The sequence below is a fragment of the Thiomicrorhabdus sp. ZW0627 genome, assembly GCF_029767005.1.
Taxonomy (GTDB): Bacteria; Pseudomonadota; Gammaproteobacteria; order Thiomicrospirales; family Thiomicrospiraceae; genus Thiomicrorhabdus.
Window position 1 is genome coordinate 444,265 of record NZ_JARUQR010000001.1, and the last position, 16,888, is coordinate 461,152.

The 16,888-nt window shown below is 48.7% G+C and carries 17 protein-coding genes; 13 read left to right on the forward strand and 4 right to left on the reverse strand.

The annotated features are described in order from the left end of the window. Positions 1-38: 38 nt before the first annotated feature. The 3 genes from hfq to mutL form a co-directional block, all read right to left on the reverse strand. Positions 39-305, reverse strand: a complete 267-nt coding sequence (hfq, locus tag QCB45_RS02195) for an RNA chaperone Hfq (protein ID WP_347710068.1) — start codon at positions 303-305, stop codon at positions 39-41. 256 nt (positions 306-561) lie between these two features. Beyond that, a complete protein-coding gene (gene miaA / locus QCB45_RS02200) occupies positions 562-1,512 on the reverse strand; it encodes a tRNA (adenosine(37)-N6)-dimethylallyltransferase MiaA (protein WP_279418903.1) in 951 nt (316 codons plus the stop codon). A gap of 27 nt (positions 1,513-1,539) precedes the next feature. Continuing rightward, positions 1,540-3,444 (reverse strand): DNA mismatch repair endonuclease MutL, encoded by a 1,905-nt coding sequence (gene mutL, locus QCB45_RS02205; protein WP_279418904.1) that lies wholly within the window; start codon positions 3,442-3,444, stop codon positions 1,540-1,542. 364 nt (positions 3,445-3,808) lie between these two features. Between mutL and apbC the strand changes: the two genes are divergently transcribed. After that, the gene (gene apbC / locus QCB45_RS02210; protein ID WP_279418905.1) at positions 3,809-4,933 is read left to right on the forward strand and encodes an iron-sulfur cluster carrier protein ApbC; all 1,125 of its coding nucleotides are present in this window, start codon (positions 3,809-3,811) and stop codon (positions 4,931-4,933) included. An 88-nt stretch (positions 4,934-5,021) separates the two neighbouring features. Here apbC and QCB45_RS02215 read toward each other — a convergent pair whose 3' ends face one another. After that, positions 5,022-5,339 carry an STAS domain-containing protein gene (locus QCB45_RS02215; protein WP_279418906.1) on the reverse strand — a complete coding sequence of 106 codons (318 nt, stop codon included), beginning with the start codon at positions 5,337-5,339 and terminating at the stop codon, positions 5,022-5,024. A 275-nt stretch (positions 5,340-5,614) separates the two neighbouring features. Here QCB45_RS02215 and metG point away from each other — a divergent pair, with 275 nt between their 5' ends. The 12 genes from metG to QCB45_RS02275 all read left to right on the forward strand — a co-directional run bounded on the left by metG (position 5,615) and on the right by QCB45_RS02275 (position 16,879). After that, a complete protein-coding gene (gene metG / locus QCB45_RS02220; protein ID WP_279418907.1) occupies positions 5,615-7,690 on the forward strand; it encodes a methionine--tRNA ligase in 2,076 nt (691 codons plus the stop codon). Between the two features lie 49 nt (positions 7,691-7,739). Continuing rightward, the gene (gene rsxA / locus QCB45_RS02225) at positions 7,740-8,318 is read left to right on the forward strand and encodes an electron transport complex subunit RsxA (protein WP_279418908.1); all 579 of its coding nucleotides are present in this window, start codon (positions 7,740-7,742) and stop codon (positions 8,316-8,318) included. Further along, positions 8,315-8,866 carry an electron transport complex subunit RsxB gene (rsxB, locus tag QCB45_RS02230; protein ID WP_279418909.1) on the forward strand — a complete coding sequence of 184 codons (552 nt, stop codon included), beginning with the start codon at positions 8,315-8,317 and terminating at the stop codon, positions 8,864-8,866. The genes rsxA and rsxB overlap by 4 nt, the downstream gene beginning before the upstream one ends. Beyond that, on the forward strand, positions 8,863-11,133 hold the full coding sequence (rsxC, locus tag QCB45_RS02235) for an electron transport complex subunit RsxC (RefSeq protein ID WP_279418910.1): 2,271 nt from the start codon (positions 8,863-8,865) through the stop codon (positions 11,131-11,133). Before rsxB ends, rsxC begins: the two co-directional genes overlap by 4 nt. After that, positions 11,130-12,164, forward strand: a complete 1,035-nt coding sequence (locus tag QCB45_RS02240; protein WP_279418911.1) for an RnfABCDGE type electron transport complex subunit D — start codon at positions 11,130-11,132, stop codon at positions 12,162-12,164. Before rsxC ends, QCB45_RS02240 begins: the two co-directional genes overlap by 4 nt. Further along, on the forward strand, positions 12,161-12,817 hold the full coding sequence (gene rsxG / locus QCB45_RS02245) for an electron transport complex subunit RsxG (RefSeq protein ID WP_279418912.1): 657 nt from the start codon (positions 12,161-12,163) through the stop codon (positions 12,815-12,817). The genes QCB45_RS02240 and rsxG overlap by 4 nt, the downstream gene beginning before the upstream one ends. A 58-nt stretch (positions 12,818-12,875) precedes the next feature. Then, complete coding sequence (locus QCB45_RS02250; protein WP_279420005.1) at positions 12,876-13,571, forward strand: electron transport complex subunit E; 696 nt, start codon at positions 12,876-12,878, stop codon at positions 13,569-13,571. Between the two features lie 39 nt (positions 13,572-13,610). Then, complete coding sequence (gene nth / locus QCB45_RS02255; protein WP_279418913.1) at positions 13,611-14,243, forward strand: endonuclease III; 633 nt, start codon at positions 13,611-13,613, stop codon at positions 14,241-14,243. Between the two features lie 25 nt (positions 14,244-14,268). Continuing rightward, a complete protein-coding gene (locus tag QCB45_RS02260) occupies positions 14,269-14,700 on the forward strand; it encodes a DUF1841 family protein (protein WP_279418914.1) in 432 nt (143 codons plus the stop codon). 17 nt (positions 14,701-14,717) lie between these two features. After that, the gene (locus QCB45_RS02265; protein WP_279418915.1) at positions 14,718-15,626 is read left to right on the forward strand and encodes a rhodanese-like domain-containing protein; all 909 of its coding nucleotides are present in this window, start codon (positions 14,718-14,720) and stop codon (positions 15,624-15,626) included. 28 nt (positions 15,627-15,654) lie between these two features. Then, a complete protein-coding gene (locus QCB45_RS02270) occupies positions 15,655-15,882 on the forward strand; it encodes a hypothetical protein (RefSeq protein WP_279418916.1) in 228 nt (75 codons plus the stop codon). A gap of 202 nt (positions 15,883-16,084) precedes the next feature. Beyond that, positions 16,085-16,879 (forward strand): RMD1 family protein, encoded by a 795-nt coding sequence (locus QCB45_RS02275; protein ID WP_279418917.1) that lies wholly within the window; start codon positions 16,085-16,087, stop codon positions 16,877-16,879. Positions 16,880-16,888 lie beyond the last annotated feature (9 nt).

Here is a 16,888-nt window from a genome sequence, read left to right on the forward strand (position 1 = left end):
ATAGCCCCATCAGCGGCTGCTCGATCGAGTCACACAGATTAGGCATCTGCGGTACTGTTCTCTTCTGCACCCGCCTCATAAGGCTTTGGATCACGCATTGGCACGATAGTAGAAATGGCATGCTTGTAAACCATCTGCGTCACGTTACTTCTCAGCAAAACGACAAACTGGTCGAACGAATCCACTCGCCCTTGCAATTTAACTCCGTTCACCAGGTAAATGGATACGCTGATTTTTTCTTTACGCAACGCATTCAGATACGGATCTTGAATAGGTAAAGCCTTTGCCACCTTCTTACTCTCCATGATTATTTCCTATTTTTTATTTTGTTTTTTTATTACCCGGTCGTTGTTTTAATTATCCGAGTCTTTAAATAAATACACTTTACAAAGTAAAGCATAGTAAAACTATATTAACTAAAACTTTAAATTCAAGCTAATTTAGCAAGACAAGCTAATTTAGCAAGAATAACACAGTGCATTACTTTGTTTTTAGCGTTTTTAGCAATCCGTCTTATTAAATTGACAAAAATAGGCACCGCACGACCATTTTATCGTCTTTTCAGGCAGATTCAATCAACTTGACTACCACCTGCAACCGATCTTCCCTTGAAACCTCAAACGGATCCAAAACGATCAAGCCTTCTTCCTTCCTCAACCAGGTCAGCTGACGTTTCGCCAACTGACGAGTCGCCACCAACCCTTTCTCAACGAAGGTTTCATAATCATACTCACCCGATAAAAACGACCAGGCCTGTCGATAACCTACACTGCGAATGGACGTCATTTCCGGATTCAAGTCACTGCGGGACATCAAAGCCTTCACCTCTTGCAGAAAACCGGACTCCAACATGGACTGGAAACGGATCGCGATCTGCTTGTGCAGACGTACTCTATCCTCAGGGATTAATGCCACCTTCAACAGATCAAATTTCGGCAAATTCGACTTCGGCTGAGCACGCAACTCCGTCAAGGTTTTACCGGAAACCTCATACACCTCCAAGGCACGAATCAAACGCTGAGGATCGTTAGGGTGAATACGCTCGGCAGAAACCGGATCAACCATCTGTAAACGTTCGTGCAGAGCTTCAGGCTCACTCTCCCACTGCGCCTGCAATTTCGCACGTACAGATTCGTCCGCCGAAGGCAAATCCGACATCCCTTGCTGCAAGGCATTGAAATACATCATGGTTCCACCGACCAAAACCGGCAAACGGTTACGAGCAAAGATCTCCTCAACCAAACGATGAACGTCTTCCACAAACTCCGAGGCGGAATAACTCTCAGCCGCATCGTGTGTATCGATCAGGTGGTGCGGAACCGCAGCCAGCTCTTCGGCACTTGGCTTCGCGGTACCAATATCCATATCCCGATAAATCAAAGCGGAATCCACACTGATTATCTCGATTGGATACTTGGCCGCCAAATCCATCGAAAGCTGACTCTTACCTGATGCGGTGGGGCCCATTAAGGCCAAACACTGGCGTTTCTCAATCATGTTCTGTATGGACATTTTTTCCCTTTTACACAAATCCGATACTTACTGCCCGCGCATAAACAAGCCGTCCAGCTGTTCCATCGAAAGCTGCACCCAGGTCGGGCGGCCATGGTTACACTGGTCTGAACGTTCGGTCCGCTCCATTTCACGTAACAACGCATTCATCTCTTCAACCGTCAACTGGCGGTTCGCTCTGACCGAACCGTGACACGCCATAGTCGAAAGAATGACATTAATTTTTTCTTCGACCTGTTGCGACTCTCCTGCCACAGCCAAATCCGCCAACATGTCGTTCACCAAACCGGCGATATCATTTTTACCCAGCAAGGCCGGAATCGCACTAACTTTCAATTGTTCCGGCCCCATCGGTTCCATCTCAAATCCGAGTTTTTCAAACCATGGCTGAAATTCCTGCCATACCGAAATCTGGGAACTCTCCAAAGCTAATACCATCGGTACCAGCAATGGCTGGCTGACTAGTGACTGCTGTTGCCATTGAGTTTTCAAACGTTCGTAAACCACTCTTTCATGAGCGGCATGCATATCCACCAAAACCAGCCCATGTTTATTTTCCGCCAAAATAAACACACCATGAAGCTGCATTTTCGCAAACCCAAGCTTAAATTCTTCATCTGTTTCAGCAATTGATCCGGACTCTCTTTGTATCACGCCCGATGTTGAGGCTGAATAGGCCTTCAAAGCCTCTGAAACTTCATTATTCGAAGCCGATTGCCCGTAACCAGAATACTGAAAACCGGCTCCGGAAGAGATTTCTGACGATGCGCCAACAGGCGCCTGGAACTGCATAGACGACTGAACTTGAGGCGAGGTCGGCATCTCCACCGAATTCATACCCGATAAACTGCGGCCGCTACCTTGTTCCGCACTGACCGGGCGACTAACGGCTTCGCGCACCGAACGTCTCAGAAAATCATAAACCCAACGGCCGTTTGCAAAACGAACTTCGTATTTAGCAGGATGCACGTTCACATCGACCAGTTCGTGAGGGACTTCCAAAAATAACAGATACGCCGGATGACGGCCATGATACAAAACATCGGCATAAGCCTGTTTGACGGCATAGGAAAGCATACGATCACGCACTATCCGTCCGTTAACAAACAAATACTGCATATCTGTCTGACTGCGATTAAACGTCGGCAACCCAACCCAACCGCTCACTCTGATATCCTGCGCTTCAAATTCAACTTCCAGACTTTGTTGAACAAAAGGCTGTCCCATTAGTTGCGCCAGGCGTTTCTGACGTGTGGCGTCATCAATCACAGGAAGCACATGACGTACGACCTTACTGTTGTGCACCAGTTTGAAACCCACCTCGGGGCGACTCAACATAACACGCTTAACCAGTTGGTCGATATGGGAGAACTCGGTTTGCTGCGAACGTAGGAAACGCTTTCGGGCCGGTGTATTAAAAAACAGGTCTTCAACCGACACCTGAGTTCCCATCGTACCGGCAACCGGTGTCAACTCACTCCAAGCGCCTTCGCCTTCCGCACCTAACCGCCAAGCTGCTCCCTTCTCGTCGCTTTTGCTGACAATTTCAAATCGTGATACCGAACTAATACTGGCCAACGCCTCGCCACGAAACCCTAATGTCGCCACAGCAGCCAAATCTTTCACCGTCTTGATTTTGCTGGTCGCGTGACGGCTCACCGCCAAGTTCAATTCCTCTTTGGGAATACCACAACCATTATCGATTACCTGAATGGATTTTTCGCCCCCCTGCTCAATCACCACATCGATTTGACTCGCACCGGAATCCAATGCATTCTCCAACAACTCCTTGACCACTGAAGCCGGGCGCTCTACGACTTCACCCGCAGCGATCTGATCGGCCAGATGAGATGGCAATTGAGTGATGACAGAACGTGTCGCGGAGATATTCTCACGACCGGAAGACTGAACAGATGTATTCGAAGAACTCAAAATAAATTCACTTTGTATACAGTAATGGATTTTTGTTGGCAGCTGGTTTTTCAAATGATACTTGAAAAAAACCGGGAATTTGCAAAATACCCGAAATGCAAGATTATAGCATCTACAAATCCACTTTTTATGCTGATGAAGCGTTCGCTTAACGCCAATTCTAACCAATCATTCCGAACAGGCCTGTTCGGTTTCAAACGCAAACACCTGTACTCCAAAAAACCTCTTACCTTTTCCCCATTCCTGCACCATTGAAATAACCACTTAAAGAGTCTGATTTTTTATCCTGCAAACACCTGATAAAATGGCGGGTAATTTAGATTCAGCGCACAAAAACGCAAACCAAAAACGAAAGAGGCTCTCAGTGGGAATTTTAAACAAACTATTCGGCAACGGAATTTCTGAAACCCTGCAAGCAGAAATCGAACAACAACTCAAAAAAACCATTGACCCGACCAGCGAAAAAGACCTGATCGAACTCAAGTCGGTTAGTGACATGCAATTTAAAAAAGGGTTGCTTGAACTCACCCTGAAGATGCCCTATCCATGCAAAAGCCTGTGGCCAACCATCGAACAGAACGCCATACACAACCTAAAACAGATAGCTGAAATCGAGTCTGTCAAAATCAACTGGGAGACGCAAATCGTCGCTCACGACGCCCAGAAAGGCACATCTCCATTACAAAACATCAAAAACATCATTGCCGTCGCTTCCGGAAAAGGCGGCGTCGGTAAATCCACCACCAGCGTCAACCTGGCTCTAGCACTGCAACAGGAAGGTGCGAGAGTCGGCATCCTCGATGCCGACATCTACGGCCCAAGCATTCCCACCATGCTGAACATCAAAGAGAAACCTCAATCCGAAAACGGCAAAACCATGAAACCGCTTGAGGCCTATGGCTTGCAGGTCATGTCGATTGGCGCACTGATTGAAGAAGATTCACCAATGATCTGGCGCGGGCCGATTGTCACCCAAACTTTGACCCAACTACTAAAAGAAACTGACTGGAACGATCTGGACTATCTGATCATTGACCTTCCACCAGGAACCGGCGATGTCCAACTCACACTGGCACAACAAATTCCGGTCACAGGCGCGGTCATCGTCACCACACCGCAACAAGTTTCCTTAATCGACGCGAAGAAAGGTCTGAAGATGTTCGAAAAAGTGGAAATCCCAATTCTTGGAATCATCGAAAACATGTCTACCCACATCTGCACTAATTGCGGACACGAAGAGGCGGTATTCGGCGAACATGGCGGCCAAAAACTGGCAGAAACCTACAATGTAGACTTCCTTGGCTCGTTACCGCTCGACAAGCGCATCCGTGAAGAAGCGGACATAGGAAAACCGACTGTCACAGCAGAACCGAGCAGCTCGATTGCACAAAAATACCGTAACATGGCTCACCAGATCGGCGCCAAGATCGGTGTCACCAAACGCAACTACGGCAACCTGTTCCCCGAGATTGTCATTCAGAACACATAAAAAAGAAACGAAACCAACAAACAAAAAAGCACGCTAAAAGCGTGCTTTTTTTATATACGATTTCCTTCTGCGAAAATCGATCTTCCTACTAACCGCCCTGCACCGACTCGATCACAAACAACTGATCGAAGTGTGCCATCTTCAGGATTTCCATAACAGGCTCGGTGACGTTCATGATCTTGACACGCTTTCGGTCGCCTCCGGTACGTTCCCTAAGCAACAACAACATCCCCAGTGCAGAACTGTCCAGATAGGTCGTCTCCCGCATATCGATCGTAAAAACATTGTCAACGGACGAAAGATACGCCTTGTAGGAATCGTTGAATGCATCATAGCAACTGACATCAAAACTTCCGATGATCGAAATAATGACATCATGATTTAAAACCTTACACTCAACACCCACAATCTGCCTCTCGAAAAACCTGTCAAATTGACCCCATAATAAATGAGACTAAAACTCGATTCAAACACTATCTGCAAAAACACGTATTAAAGTGGTCACTTTGATCATCAACCAACAGGTAAAACCACATAATTTAAGCCAACAAATACACACCACCCCCCATAAAGCAGCTATAATATCAGGTTACTTTCGAACAATCGTTTACGCTTGAACTGGCGGCGTTTGCATTCGATTAAAAACTTATTAACTTACAACTGAAAATGGATTCTTTTAAGATGTCTGAAAAACCGAATTCTTCTATTGCAAAGCAATCCCCTAGAAAGATCTTGATTACCAGTGCATTACCTTATGCTAACGGTCCAATCCACCTGGGGCATTTAGTCGAATACATCCAGACAGACATCTGGTCTCGTTTCCAGAAAATGCGCGGACATCAGTGTACTTATGTTTGCGCTGACGACGCCCACGGTACGCCGATCATGTTGCGTGCCCAAGCCGAAGGCATCACACCAGAACAATTGATTGCAAAATCATCCGAAGAGCATCAGGCCGATTTCGCCGGATTCAATATTGCCTTCGACCATTACCACAGCACCAATTCACCGGAAAATGAAGAGCTGGCCGGCTATATTTACACCCAGCTTAAAGAAAAGGGCCACATAAGCCGCAAAACCATTACTCAGTACTACGATCCTGAAAAAGAGATGTTCCTACCGGATCGTTTCATCAAAGGAACCTGCCCGAAATGTAAGGCGGAAGATCAGTACGGTGATAACTGTGAAGTCTGCGGCGCGACCTACAGCCCAACGGAATTATTGAACCCGAAATCCGTAGTTTCCGGCGCCACGCCGGTTGAAAAAGAGACTGACCACCTATTCTTCGAACTGGCGCACTTCGAAGAGATGCTAAAAAACTGGACGCATAAAGGCCATCTGCAAACCCAAATCGCCAACAAACTGGACGAATGGTTTGAATCCGGTCTTCGCGGCTGGGACATCTCCCGTGATGCACCTTACTTCGGTTTCCAGATTCCGGGTGAAAAAGACAAATTCTTCTACGTATGGCTAGACGCTCCGGTCGGTTATATGGCGAGTTTCAAAGCCTACTGCGAAAAATCCGGCTTGAACTTCGACGACTACTGGAAAGCCGACAGTGATGCGGAACTGTACCACTTCATCGGTAAGGACATCATCTACTTCCACGCCCTATTCTGGCCTGCAATGCTATCCGGAGCAGGTTTCCGCACGCCGGATGCGATTTACGCCCACGGATTCCTGACCGTAGACGGACAGAAAATGTCCAAGTCACGCGGCACCTTCATCATGGCGAAGACCTACTTGAACCACTTGAACCCGGAATACCTGCGTTATTATTTCGCAGCAAAACTGAGCAGTCGTATCGACGATATCGATTTGAACCTGGAAGACTTCGCACAGAGAGTCAACTCGGACTTAGTCGGTAAGGTCGTCAACATCGCCAGCCGTTGTGCCGGCTTCGTCGTCAAGAAGTTCGACGGCAAACTGAGCACAGACTGGAGCGATGAAGCCCAAGCGCTTTACGACAGTTTTGCAAACGAAGCTGAAATGATTGCCGAACTATACGAAAAACGCGATTACGGTCAGGCCATGCGTGAAATCATGGCCTTGGCGGATCGCGCCAACGAATACATCGCCGAAACCGCACCTTGGGTACTTGCAAAAGAAGAAGGCAAGGAGCAGGAGCTGCATGAATCGGTCAGTATCGGAATCAATCTGTTCCGTATTTTGATGACCTATCTTGCACCGGTCATTCCGGCCACGGCGGAACAGGCAAGAACCTTCCTTAATATCGACGAGTGGCGCTGGCAGGACGTAGCCACGCCTCTTAAAGGACATCCAATCAACAAGTTCAAAGCCTTGTTGACCCGTTTGGAAATGGAAAAGATTGAGAAAATGGTTGAAGACTCACAACAAAGCCTGACGGCTAACGCACCGAAGGCATCCGCTCCTGCCACGCAGGCCCCACAGGAATTTGATCCACTGGCAGAAGAAATTTCTATTGAAGATTTCGCCAAGGTTGACCTTCGTGTTGCTAAGATTGTCAATGCGGAAGCCGTTCCGGAAGCCAATAAACTACTGAAACTGACTTTGGATATCGGCTTCGAGCAACGTCAGGTCTTTGCCGGAATCAAGTCGGCTTACGAACCAGAGCAACTAATCGGCAAGATGACCGTCATGGTCGCCAATCTCAAGCCACGTAAAATGCGCTTCGGCATGTCAGAAGGTATGGTCCTTGCTGCTGGCCCTGGCGGTAGCGACCTGTTTGTCCTGTCTCCAGACGAAGGCGCACAACCGGGCATGCGTGTTAAATAACGGCTTGGAGCCAAATCAATTGGGTGATAGCTGAACGAAGCGAGCGTATATGCAAGAATATATCCTGATTCTGATCAGTACCGTACTGGTGAACAATTTCGTGTTGGTCAAATTCCTGGGACTATGCCCTTTCATGGGCGTGTCCAAGAAAACCGATGCGGCATTGGGAATGGGATTGGCGACCACATTTGTCATGACGCTCTCTTCCGTACTCAGTTACATCATCTATACCTATCTGTTGCATCCGTTCGGGCTTGAGTACCTACAAACAATTGGATTTATTCTGGCAATCGCCGCCGTCGTCGGTTTCACCGAGATGGCAATCCACAAAACCAGCCCTGCTCTGTATCAAGTATTGGGAATCTACCTGCCGCTCATCACCACAAACTGTGCGGTTCTTGGGGTTGCCTTGCTGAATGTCGGTGAAAAGAACGATTTTATCGCATCGGCGGTATACGGATTCGGGGCGGCAATCGGTTTTACGCTTGTAATGATCCTGTTCGCTTCAATTCGTGAAAGAGTGGACGCTTCGGATGTTCCCGCCCCATTCAAAGGCGCACCGATCGCTTTGATCACAGCCGGGTTGATGTCGATGGCATTTATGGGATTCGGTGGTTTAGTTAAATGATCGAAGCCATTCTGATTTTCCTAGGCCTGGCGGTTCTGTTCGGCATCCTATTAGGTTACGCTTCCATACGTTTCAAAGTGGAAGGCAATCCGATGGCCGACCAGATCGACAAGGTTTTGCCCCAAACCCAATGCGGCCAGTGTGGCTACCCTGGCTGTAGACCTTATGCAGACGCACTGGCAAACGGTGAGGCAGAGGTCAATTTGTGCATACCCGGCGGCACCGAAGTCATGATCGAAATTTCCGAGATCACAGGCCTCGAACCCAAGGCCATGGATGAAGCCGCATCGGAACCAAAGCCGAAAGAGACTGCGATCATTGACGAAGACCTTTGTATCGGTTGCGTATTGTGCATCAAGGAATGCCCTGTCGATGCGATTCTGGGTGCTACCAAAATGATGCATACCGTCATCCAACAAGAGTGCACCGGTTGCGAAAAATGCGTTCCAGTCTGCCCGGTTGACTGTATCGACATGATTCCAGTCGAGGTCACCACAAAGAACTGGAAATGGCCGGAACCGAATGCTGACAAGGAGAAAGGTAAATGAACTTGCTCTCCTCCGTTATCAAGTTAGTGGCTAAGTTCAATCCGGCAGCCAAGCGTTGGATGCACAGTTTCAACGGCGGCGTATTTCCAAAATACAATAAGTCCTTGTCTGCGAGCCAACCGATCCGAAAACAGATCATACCCGAGCGTCTTATCTTGCCTCTGCAACAACAGGTGGGATTGACGCCGGAAGTCAAAGTCCAGGTCGGCGACAAGGTCAAAAAAAACCAACTTCTAGCACAACCGTCCAAAGATCCATTCAAAGCTCTGAGCGTTCCCGTTCACGCACCAACTTCCGGAACGATTGTCGCCATCGAACCGGTTACCCTGCCGCACCCTTCCGGGCTACAAGATCAAGCGATCATTTTGGAACCGGATGGTCAGGATGAATCGATCGACAATGTACTCGGTGTAGACGGCTCCATTCCAGATTCGCCTCTGGCATTGAAAGCAATATTGCTGAATGCCGGTATCGTCGGCATGGGAGGCGCAGGATTCCCTACCTACGCCAAGATTCCGAATCAAGCCGGCAAAATCCATACTCTGCTGATCAACGGGGCCGAGTGTGAACCGTTCATCACCTGTGATGACCTTTTAATGCAGACTCAGGCCGGCGACATCATTCAGGGCGCGTTGATCACCGCAGAAGCTTTGGGAGCGGAACGCATTATTTGTGGAATCGAATCCAACAAACCCGCAGCAATCAAAGCGATGAAACAAGCTGCGTCGAATACCAAGGTCGAAATCAAAGTCGTCGAGACCGTCTATCCGATGGGCGGACAAAAACAGCTCACATTGGAATTGACCGGTGTCGAAATGCCGCACAAAGCGCATGCCGTCGATGTCGGCATGCTGATGATGAACGTCGCCACCTATGCCGCCATCTATCACGCGGTCAAATTCGGCGAACCTTTGACTTCACGCCTTGTGACCGTATCAGGACTCGGCTTGAAACAACCGTATAACATGAATGTGATGATGGGAACTCCGTTCTCCGCTCTGGCTCGAGAGGCATCGCCTAAAAGCGAACTCAACTACCCTCTAGTCATGGGTGGGCCGATGATGGGCTTCAAGGTCGCGAACAACGACGTCCCTGTCATCAAAACCACCAACTGTATTCTGGCCAACCCACCTGAGCCCGTTGAAATGCAAATGCCTTGCATCCGCTGTGGCGACTGTATGGATGCCTGCCCGGTCAACTTGTTGCCACAACAAATGTATTGGCACAGTCAGGCTCATGAATTCGACAAGGTCGAAAAACTCAACGTTTTCGACTGTATCGAATGCGGTTGCTGCAGCTATGTCTGTCCAAGTCACATACCGCTTGTCCAGTACTACCGCCATGCAAAATCCGAAATCAAGGAAATTCACGCCGAAAGAGAAGCGGTCGAACTGGCAAAACAACGCCATGAATTCAGACTGGCGCGAATCGAGCGAGAAAAACAGGAACGTGAAGCTCGCTTGAAAGCCAAAAAAGAAGCGGTTAAAAAACAGACATCCAAATCATCGGAAGCAACAGCAGATACCACCAAGAAACCGGCATCCGCAGCGGCTGCAGCTGCCAAAGCAGCGGCGGCCAAGCGTGCCGCCGCCAAGACTAAAACCTCCCAGTCCGAAGGACAGGAAACCAATAAAGTTCCCTCTGCCCGTATGAAAGCGATTGAAGCGGCCAAACAAGCGGCACAAAAATCGGCAGCGGAAAAAACGGCATCCCAGCCGGAAGAATCCAAACCAAAGCAGGCAGACACAAAATCGGCGGCCAAACAAGCGGCCATGATGGCAGCGAAAAAACGCGCTCAAGCCAAAGCTCAAAAATCCGAAGAACCGACCGATCTGACGCAGAAAACTGCTGAAACGGATGCGTCCAAAAAAGAAGACGCCCGCAAATCAGCGATGCAAGCGGCCAAAGCCGCTGCAAAAAAACGAGCTGAAGCAGCCAAGACCAAAAATAAAGAAACCGAATCGCTATCACCTGACGCTGCAACAGAAAAACCTGAAACAGATTCATCAGGAGACAAACGCAAAGCCGCTATGGAGGCCGCTAAAGCCGCTGCTAAAAAGCGTGCGGCAGCTAAATCCCAAAATAGCGATAAAACGGAAGAGCAAATCAAACCGGTTGATACTTCTGCAGAACAGACGGAAACCGACACTTCGGTCGACAAACGCAAAGCGGCCATGGAGGCGGCACGAAAACGCGCTGCTGAACGTAAAGCAAAACAACAAGCTGAAAAACAAGACAGTGACGAGCAACAGGAGAATCCTCAGTGAACCAGCCTACCGTCTCTTCCTCACCTTACGCGCACAACAATCAGAATGTACGCAAGGTCATGTTGCAAGTTCAAATAGCGGCCTTCCCAGCGCTCTTAGCGCACATCTACCTGTTTGGTTTCGGTATTGTCATCCAATGGATGCTGGCACTCACCACCGCACTGGCCGTCGAATACTTCATGCTCAAACTGCGCGGTCGTCCGGTTCTGCCGTTCATCACAGACATGAGCGCACTGATCACCATTACCGGCCTGGTGTTCTGTATTCCGCCGGATGCACCTTGGTGGATTGTCGTCACGGGTAGCGCATTCGCACTCATCTTCGGCAAACACCTCTATGGTGGACTGGGCTACAATCCATTCAACCCGGCCATGCTTGGTTATGCGTTCCTACTGATCTCCTTTCCGGTTCAGATGACTCAATGGACCATGCCGGTTGAATTCACACAACACACGCTCGACTTCATGCAGTCTGCTCAGTACATCTTTACCGGACACATTCCGGATGTCTCATTGGACATGTACACTGGTGCAACGCCTCTTAATGAGATGCGCACCGGCCTATCACAAGGACAGCCAATTACAGACACACTAAGCAAGGATATGCAAACCACACTTGGAGGGCTGAACAGCTGGGCCTGGATTAACCTTGCCTTCCTGCTCGGCGGCTTATGGATGCTTTATTCCGGCGTAATCAGCTGGCAATACCCGATCGGGTTCCTGGGGACACTTGCAATCATTAGTTTTGTCTTCAACCAAGTAGACCCCGAACTGTACCCTCCTATGGACGTGGTACTGTTGACCGGCGGAACCATGTTGGCCGCATTCTTCATCATAACCGACCCGGTCACAGCCAGTACGACCCCAAAAGGTAAATTGATTTATGCCGCGGGCATCGCCGTACTGGTTTACGTTATCCGTAATTGGGGCGCTTTCCCGGACGGCATCGCATTTGCCATACTGCTCATGAATATCGCGGTTCCTCTAATCGACCAATACACACAACCGCGCGTATTCGGACATAAACGATGAGTGATACGGAAATGAAGGAATCTAAAACCAAATTGCTGCTACAAACCATGCTGCGTTCCGCCGGCAAACTCAGCTTGTTCGTGCTGGTCAGTATCGTTCTGTTGCTGGGCATCAAATATATCACCGACCCGCTTGTCAGCGAGGCTGAAAAAACGACGCTAATGGAAACCTTCGACCAGGTGTTGCCGAAAAACCTTTACGACAATGAACCCCTGAATGATACTAAAACCATCACAGACCCAGCCATGTTGAAAATGCTTGGCAGTGAAATGCCGGTGACCGTGTACCGGGCACGCAAGAACGGCAAACCAAGCGGCCTGATTCTAACCGCCATCGCTCCAAATGGATACAGCGGAGAAGTCCACCTATTGATCGGTGTCATGGCGGATGGTCGTATTTCCGGCGTCCGGGTTTTGAAACACAAAGAAACACCGGGACTAGGCGATAAAATTGAATTGAACAAGAATCCATGGATTCTAGAGTTTGACGGGCGCAACCTTCGGGACGACAACGACCCACGCTGGGCGGTCAAAAAAGACGGCGGGGACTTTGACCAGTTCACCGGTGCCACAATCACGCCACGTGCTGTCGTAGCCGCCGTGAAGAATGCGCTTCGCCTAATCAATCAACAGGGGGAAAAACTGTATGAGTGATTCCACAAACGTAACGGCAACCGAAGTTCAGACATCCACGGAGCCAACTAAAAGCCGACTGGATGATTACAAGCTGATTGCCCAAAACGGCCTATGGAAAAATAATCAGGCTTTGGTTGCCCTACTTGGACTGTGTCCTCTGTTAGCTGTCTCCAATAACGCCATCAACGGTTTAGGACTGGGATTGGCGACACTGGTTGTCTTGATGACGTCCAATATCTTGGTTTCCTTGATCCGTCAGCACGTCTCCGACGAAATCCGCATCCCAGTGTTCATCGCCATCATTGCAACGGCCGTGACCATCATCGACTTATTGATGAATGCCTACTTCCATACCCTGCACGGCATACTCGGCATTTTCATCCCTTTGATCGTCACCAACTGCGCGATCCTTGGTCGCGCCGAAGCCTACGCTTCCAAAAACTCATTGGACAAAGCCGCATTGGACGCCTTCTTCATGGGAATCGGTTTCCTGTTCGTTCTGGTTTTATTGGGTGCCCTACGAGAAATGATCGGCAACGGCACACTCTTTGACCAGGCCTACCTGATGTTCGGTGAAAGCGCCCGTAGCTGGACGATCCACTTCGGTGACAACTACCAGGGCGTACTGTTGGCAGTCTTGCCACCGGGTGCCTTTATCGGTCTGGGATTATTGATCGCATTCAAGAACTATGTGGATGCAAAAAAAGTAGCCAAACAGCAAAACCAATTGGGTATTCAGGTTGCGGTGACGTCACCGATGCAACACAAATAAGTACCGCAAAACAACAAAATAGACACACAATACAGCACTATGAATAAACAGAAACGACTGGAAATTTTCGAGCGCCTGAGTGAAGCGATTCCGGAACCGGAAACCGAGCTCAACTACACCACTCCGTTTGAATTGCTGATTGCCGTAATTTTATCCGCTCAGGCAACAGATAAAGGCGTCAACATCGCCACCGCCAAACTGTTTCCTGTCGCCAACACGCCCGAAGCCATCTATGCCTTGGGCGTGGACGGACTGAAAGAGTACATCAAAACCATCGGTCTGTTTAATACCAAAGCTGAAAACGTCATTAAAACCTGCAAAATGCTTGTGGAACTGCACAACTCAGAGGTGCCGGACAATCGCAAGGATCTTGAAGCCTTGCCGGGCGTAGGCCGAAAAACCGCCAATGTCGTGCTCAATACCGCTTTCGGCCAACCGACCATGGCGGTGGACACCCATATTTTCCGGGTCTCTAACCGTACTAAAATCGCACCGGGAAAAACCGTTCTGGAAGTGGAGAAAAACCTGCTCAAATTCGTTCCGAAGCAGTTCCTTATTCCAGCACACCATCTGTTGATTCTGCATGGTAGATACACTTGCACCGCCCGTAAACCCCGTTGTGGCGCCTGTTGCATCTATGATCTGTGCGAATACAAAGACAAAACCGAATAAATTAAACCAGACAGGCCTGTTAGCTATGTTTTACACCACCGAACGAGATCGACTTCGTCAATTCTATGCCGACACCTGGCAAAAGGCCCGCACCGGCCAACCGATGGATGCGATGGAGCAGATGGTGGCACGCGTCATCGAAATGCATCCTGAATACCACAGCATGCTCAGCAATGAAAAGCATCTGGGCAATGAATACAAACCGGAAGACGGCGAAACCAACCCTTTCCTACATATGGGCATGCACCTCGCCTTGCAGGAACAAGTGGCGCTGGATCGTCCGCATGGCATCCAAGCGGTTTACGAGCAACTTGGGCAACGTCTTGGCGACGTTCAAGCAACCGAACACGCCATGATGGATTGCCTGGCCGAATCCTTATGGATGGCGCAACGCGACCAGGTCGAACCCGACGAGCAGACCTATTTGCGCTGCCTTCAATCCTTATTGATCAAATAAACACACAGAGACGTCATATGAAAACATTCAAACGGTTTTCCCTAATCCTAACCCTTTTCCTGAGCGGTCTGTTTTTCCATACAGCAAACGCCCAAACTACTTCTCAGAACGATGTGTTTGTCACCGCCGACTGGGTAACTAAACACCAAGATAAACTGCTACTGGTCGATTTGAGTTCCCAACAGGCCTATCAGAAATTCCACCTTCCAAGCGCCATATGGGTCAACTACGACTGGCTGATTCGCCCGCAGAACGGTCTGGCACTCAGCGGTGGTGAAAAATACATGGTGATGGTGCTTTCCCAGCTGGGCATCCAACCTCAAGACCACATAGTTCTATACGACGATATCGGCAATCTCAATGCCAGCCGTTTATTGTGGGAATTAAAAAAGTTAGGCCACAATAAAGTCAGCCTGCTTGACGGTGGAATCGTTGAATGGATTCTTAAGGGCAAGCCAGTCACACAGACTGTTCCAAAACGCCTGCCAATCAGCCATTACCCACTACCGACGAATAACCTTACCGACGTGCTGACCGCAGACAAAAAGGAAGTTCTTGCCGCTATCGACGATCCAAAAATCACCCTGCTGGACGCTCGTAGCGAACCGGAATACATCGGAGATAAAAAACAGAAGCGTACCGGTCATATCCCGTCTGCACGCTGGTTCGACTGGAGCGAAGCACTGGATGTCACCAACGGATTCAAACAACTGCCTCAAAATAAACTGCTGGATCATCTGAAGTCATTGGGCATCTCAGACAAGCAACAACCGATCATCGTTTACTGCAATTCGGGACACAGAGCCTCTCGCAGTATGGCGATGCTTGAAAGTCTGGGATTCAATCATGTCAAGTTGTATGATGGCTCCATGCAGGAATACGGCATCGATAAAACCTTGCCGTTGAAACTCGGCAAAACGCCTTAAATCGAATTCATACTAAAAGGAAACAGGCATGGAACTGTCACCGGTTAAACGCGCACTGCGCAACAGTATCGTCCTTAGTCTAGTCGTAGCGGCCGTAGTGGTCTATCAAGGTGACGGTGCCCTGAAAAGCGCCCTAACAGCGCTATTTACTTTCTGTGTCACCTTCCCTGCTTTGTGGCTTTCGTTCCGCTACACTCAAAGCCTGCTGGACAAATATAAGAATCCGGAAGACCAAACCGAGCGACACGATCACTGACCGCATCGAGCAACATCGAAAACGAACAGGCCTGTTCGTTTTCGAACTGCCCATTCCTCCTTTATCGAACACCTCAATAACACTCCAATGGATAAGGTCAAATAGCTCGACAGCGAACGATAAAATGCGATAATTGATTTGCGTCATCCGTTACCACAACTCTTTATTTTTGCGCACCGATATCCAAAGAGGATCGATCAATATGAGCGTGAACCACACCCTCTATGCACTCTGCTACTGTGACAATTTCAATTTCGACGAACTTCAACAACACCTTCTAGAAAACCTTCGCTGCACCGCTTACCGAAAAGTACTCAATATCGAATGGAAACAAGGAGATGCGTTTATCTTCGATTACGGTGTCATAGTGTTTTTCAATCTGGATATCGTCGACCGGCTTGAATTGCTGCACAAACTTGAACCGTTTGCCATCAAGCCGTTGGATTATCTAATCGAAGACGAATTCAGCTATTCGACCGGCAGCGACAAACTAATCATAAAGAACGACCACATTTCTCTGTCAAACGATGAAATGATGAGCCGGCTAGCGATTTCCCACGGAATCGCCCAGTCCACCAAGCTGATGCATTTTGAATACCAGGTACAACAAACCATCAACGATACGGCTTACATTCCTGCCAATATTGCCGACACAGGTAAATCGAAACTCAGTGGCAAGGAGTTGGCAAAATTGAGAGGTCTGCTTTTTATCACCAAAAGCAATGTCATGCTTAACTACGATCTATTGGACATACCCGACTTCTTCTGGGAATACCCCGAACTGGACCACTTCTACATCATGGTCTCGGATTACCTGGAGATCAAACAACGCATCGAAGTACTCAGCAAAAAATTGGAAACCATCCATGAATTGTTCGACATGATGGCCGAAGAGCAAAAACACAAACACTCTTCCTTACTGGAATGGATCATCATCTGGCTGATTGCATTTGAAATCGCGGTCACGATTTTTCATGACCTTCTGGGCGTTTTCTAATAAAAGTTC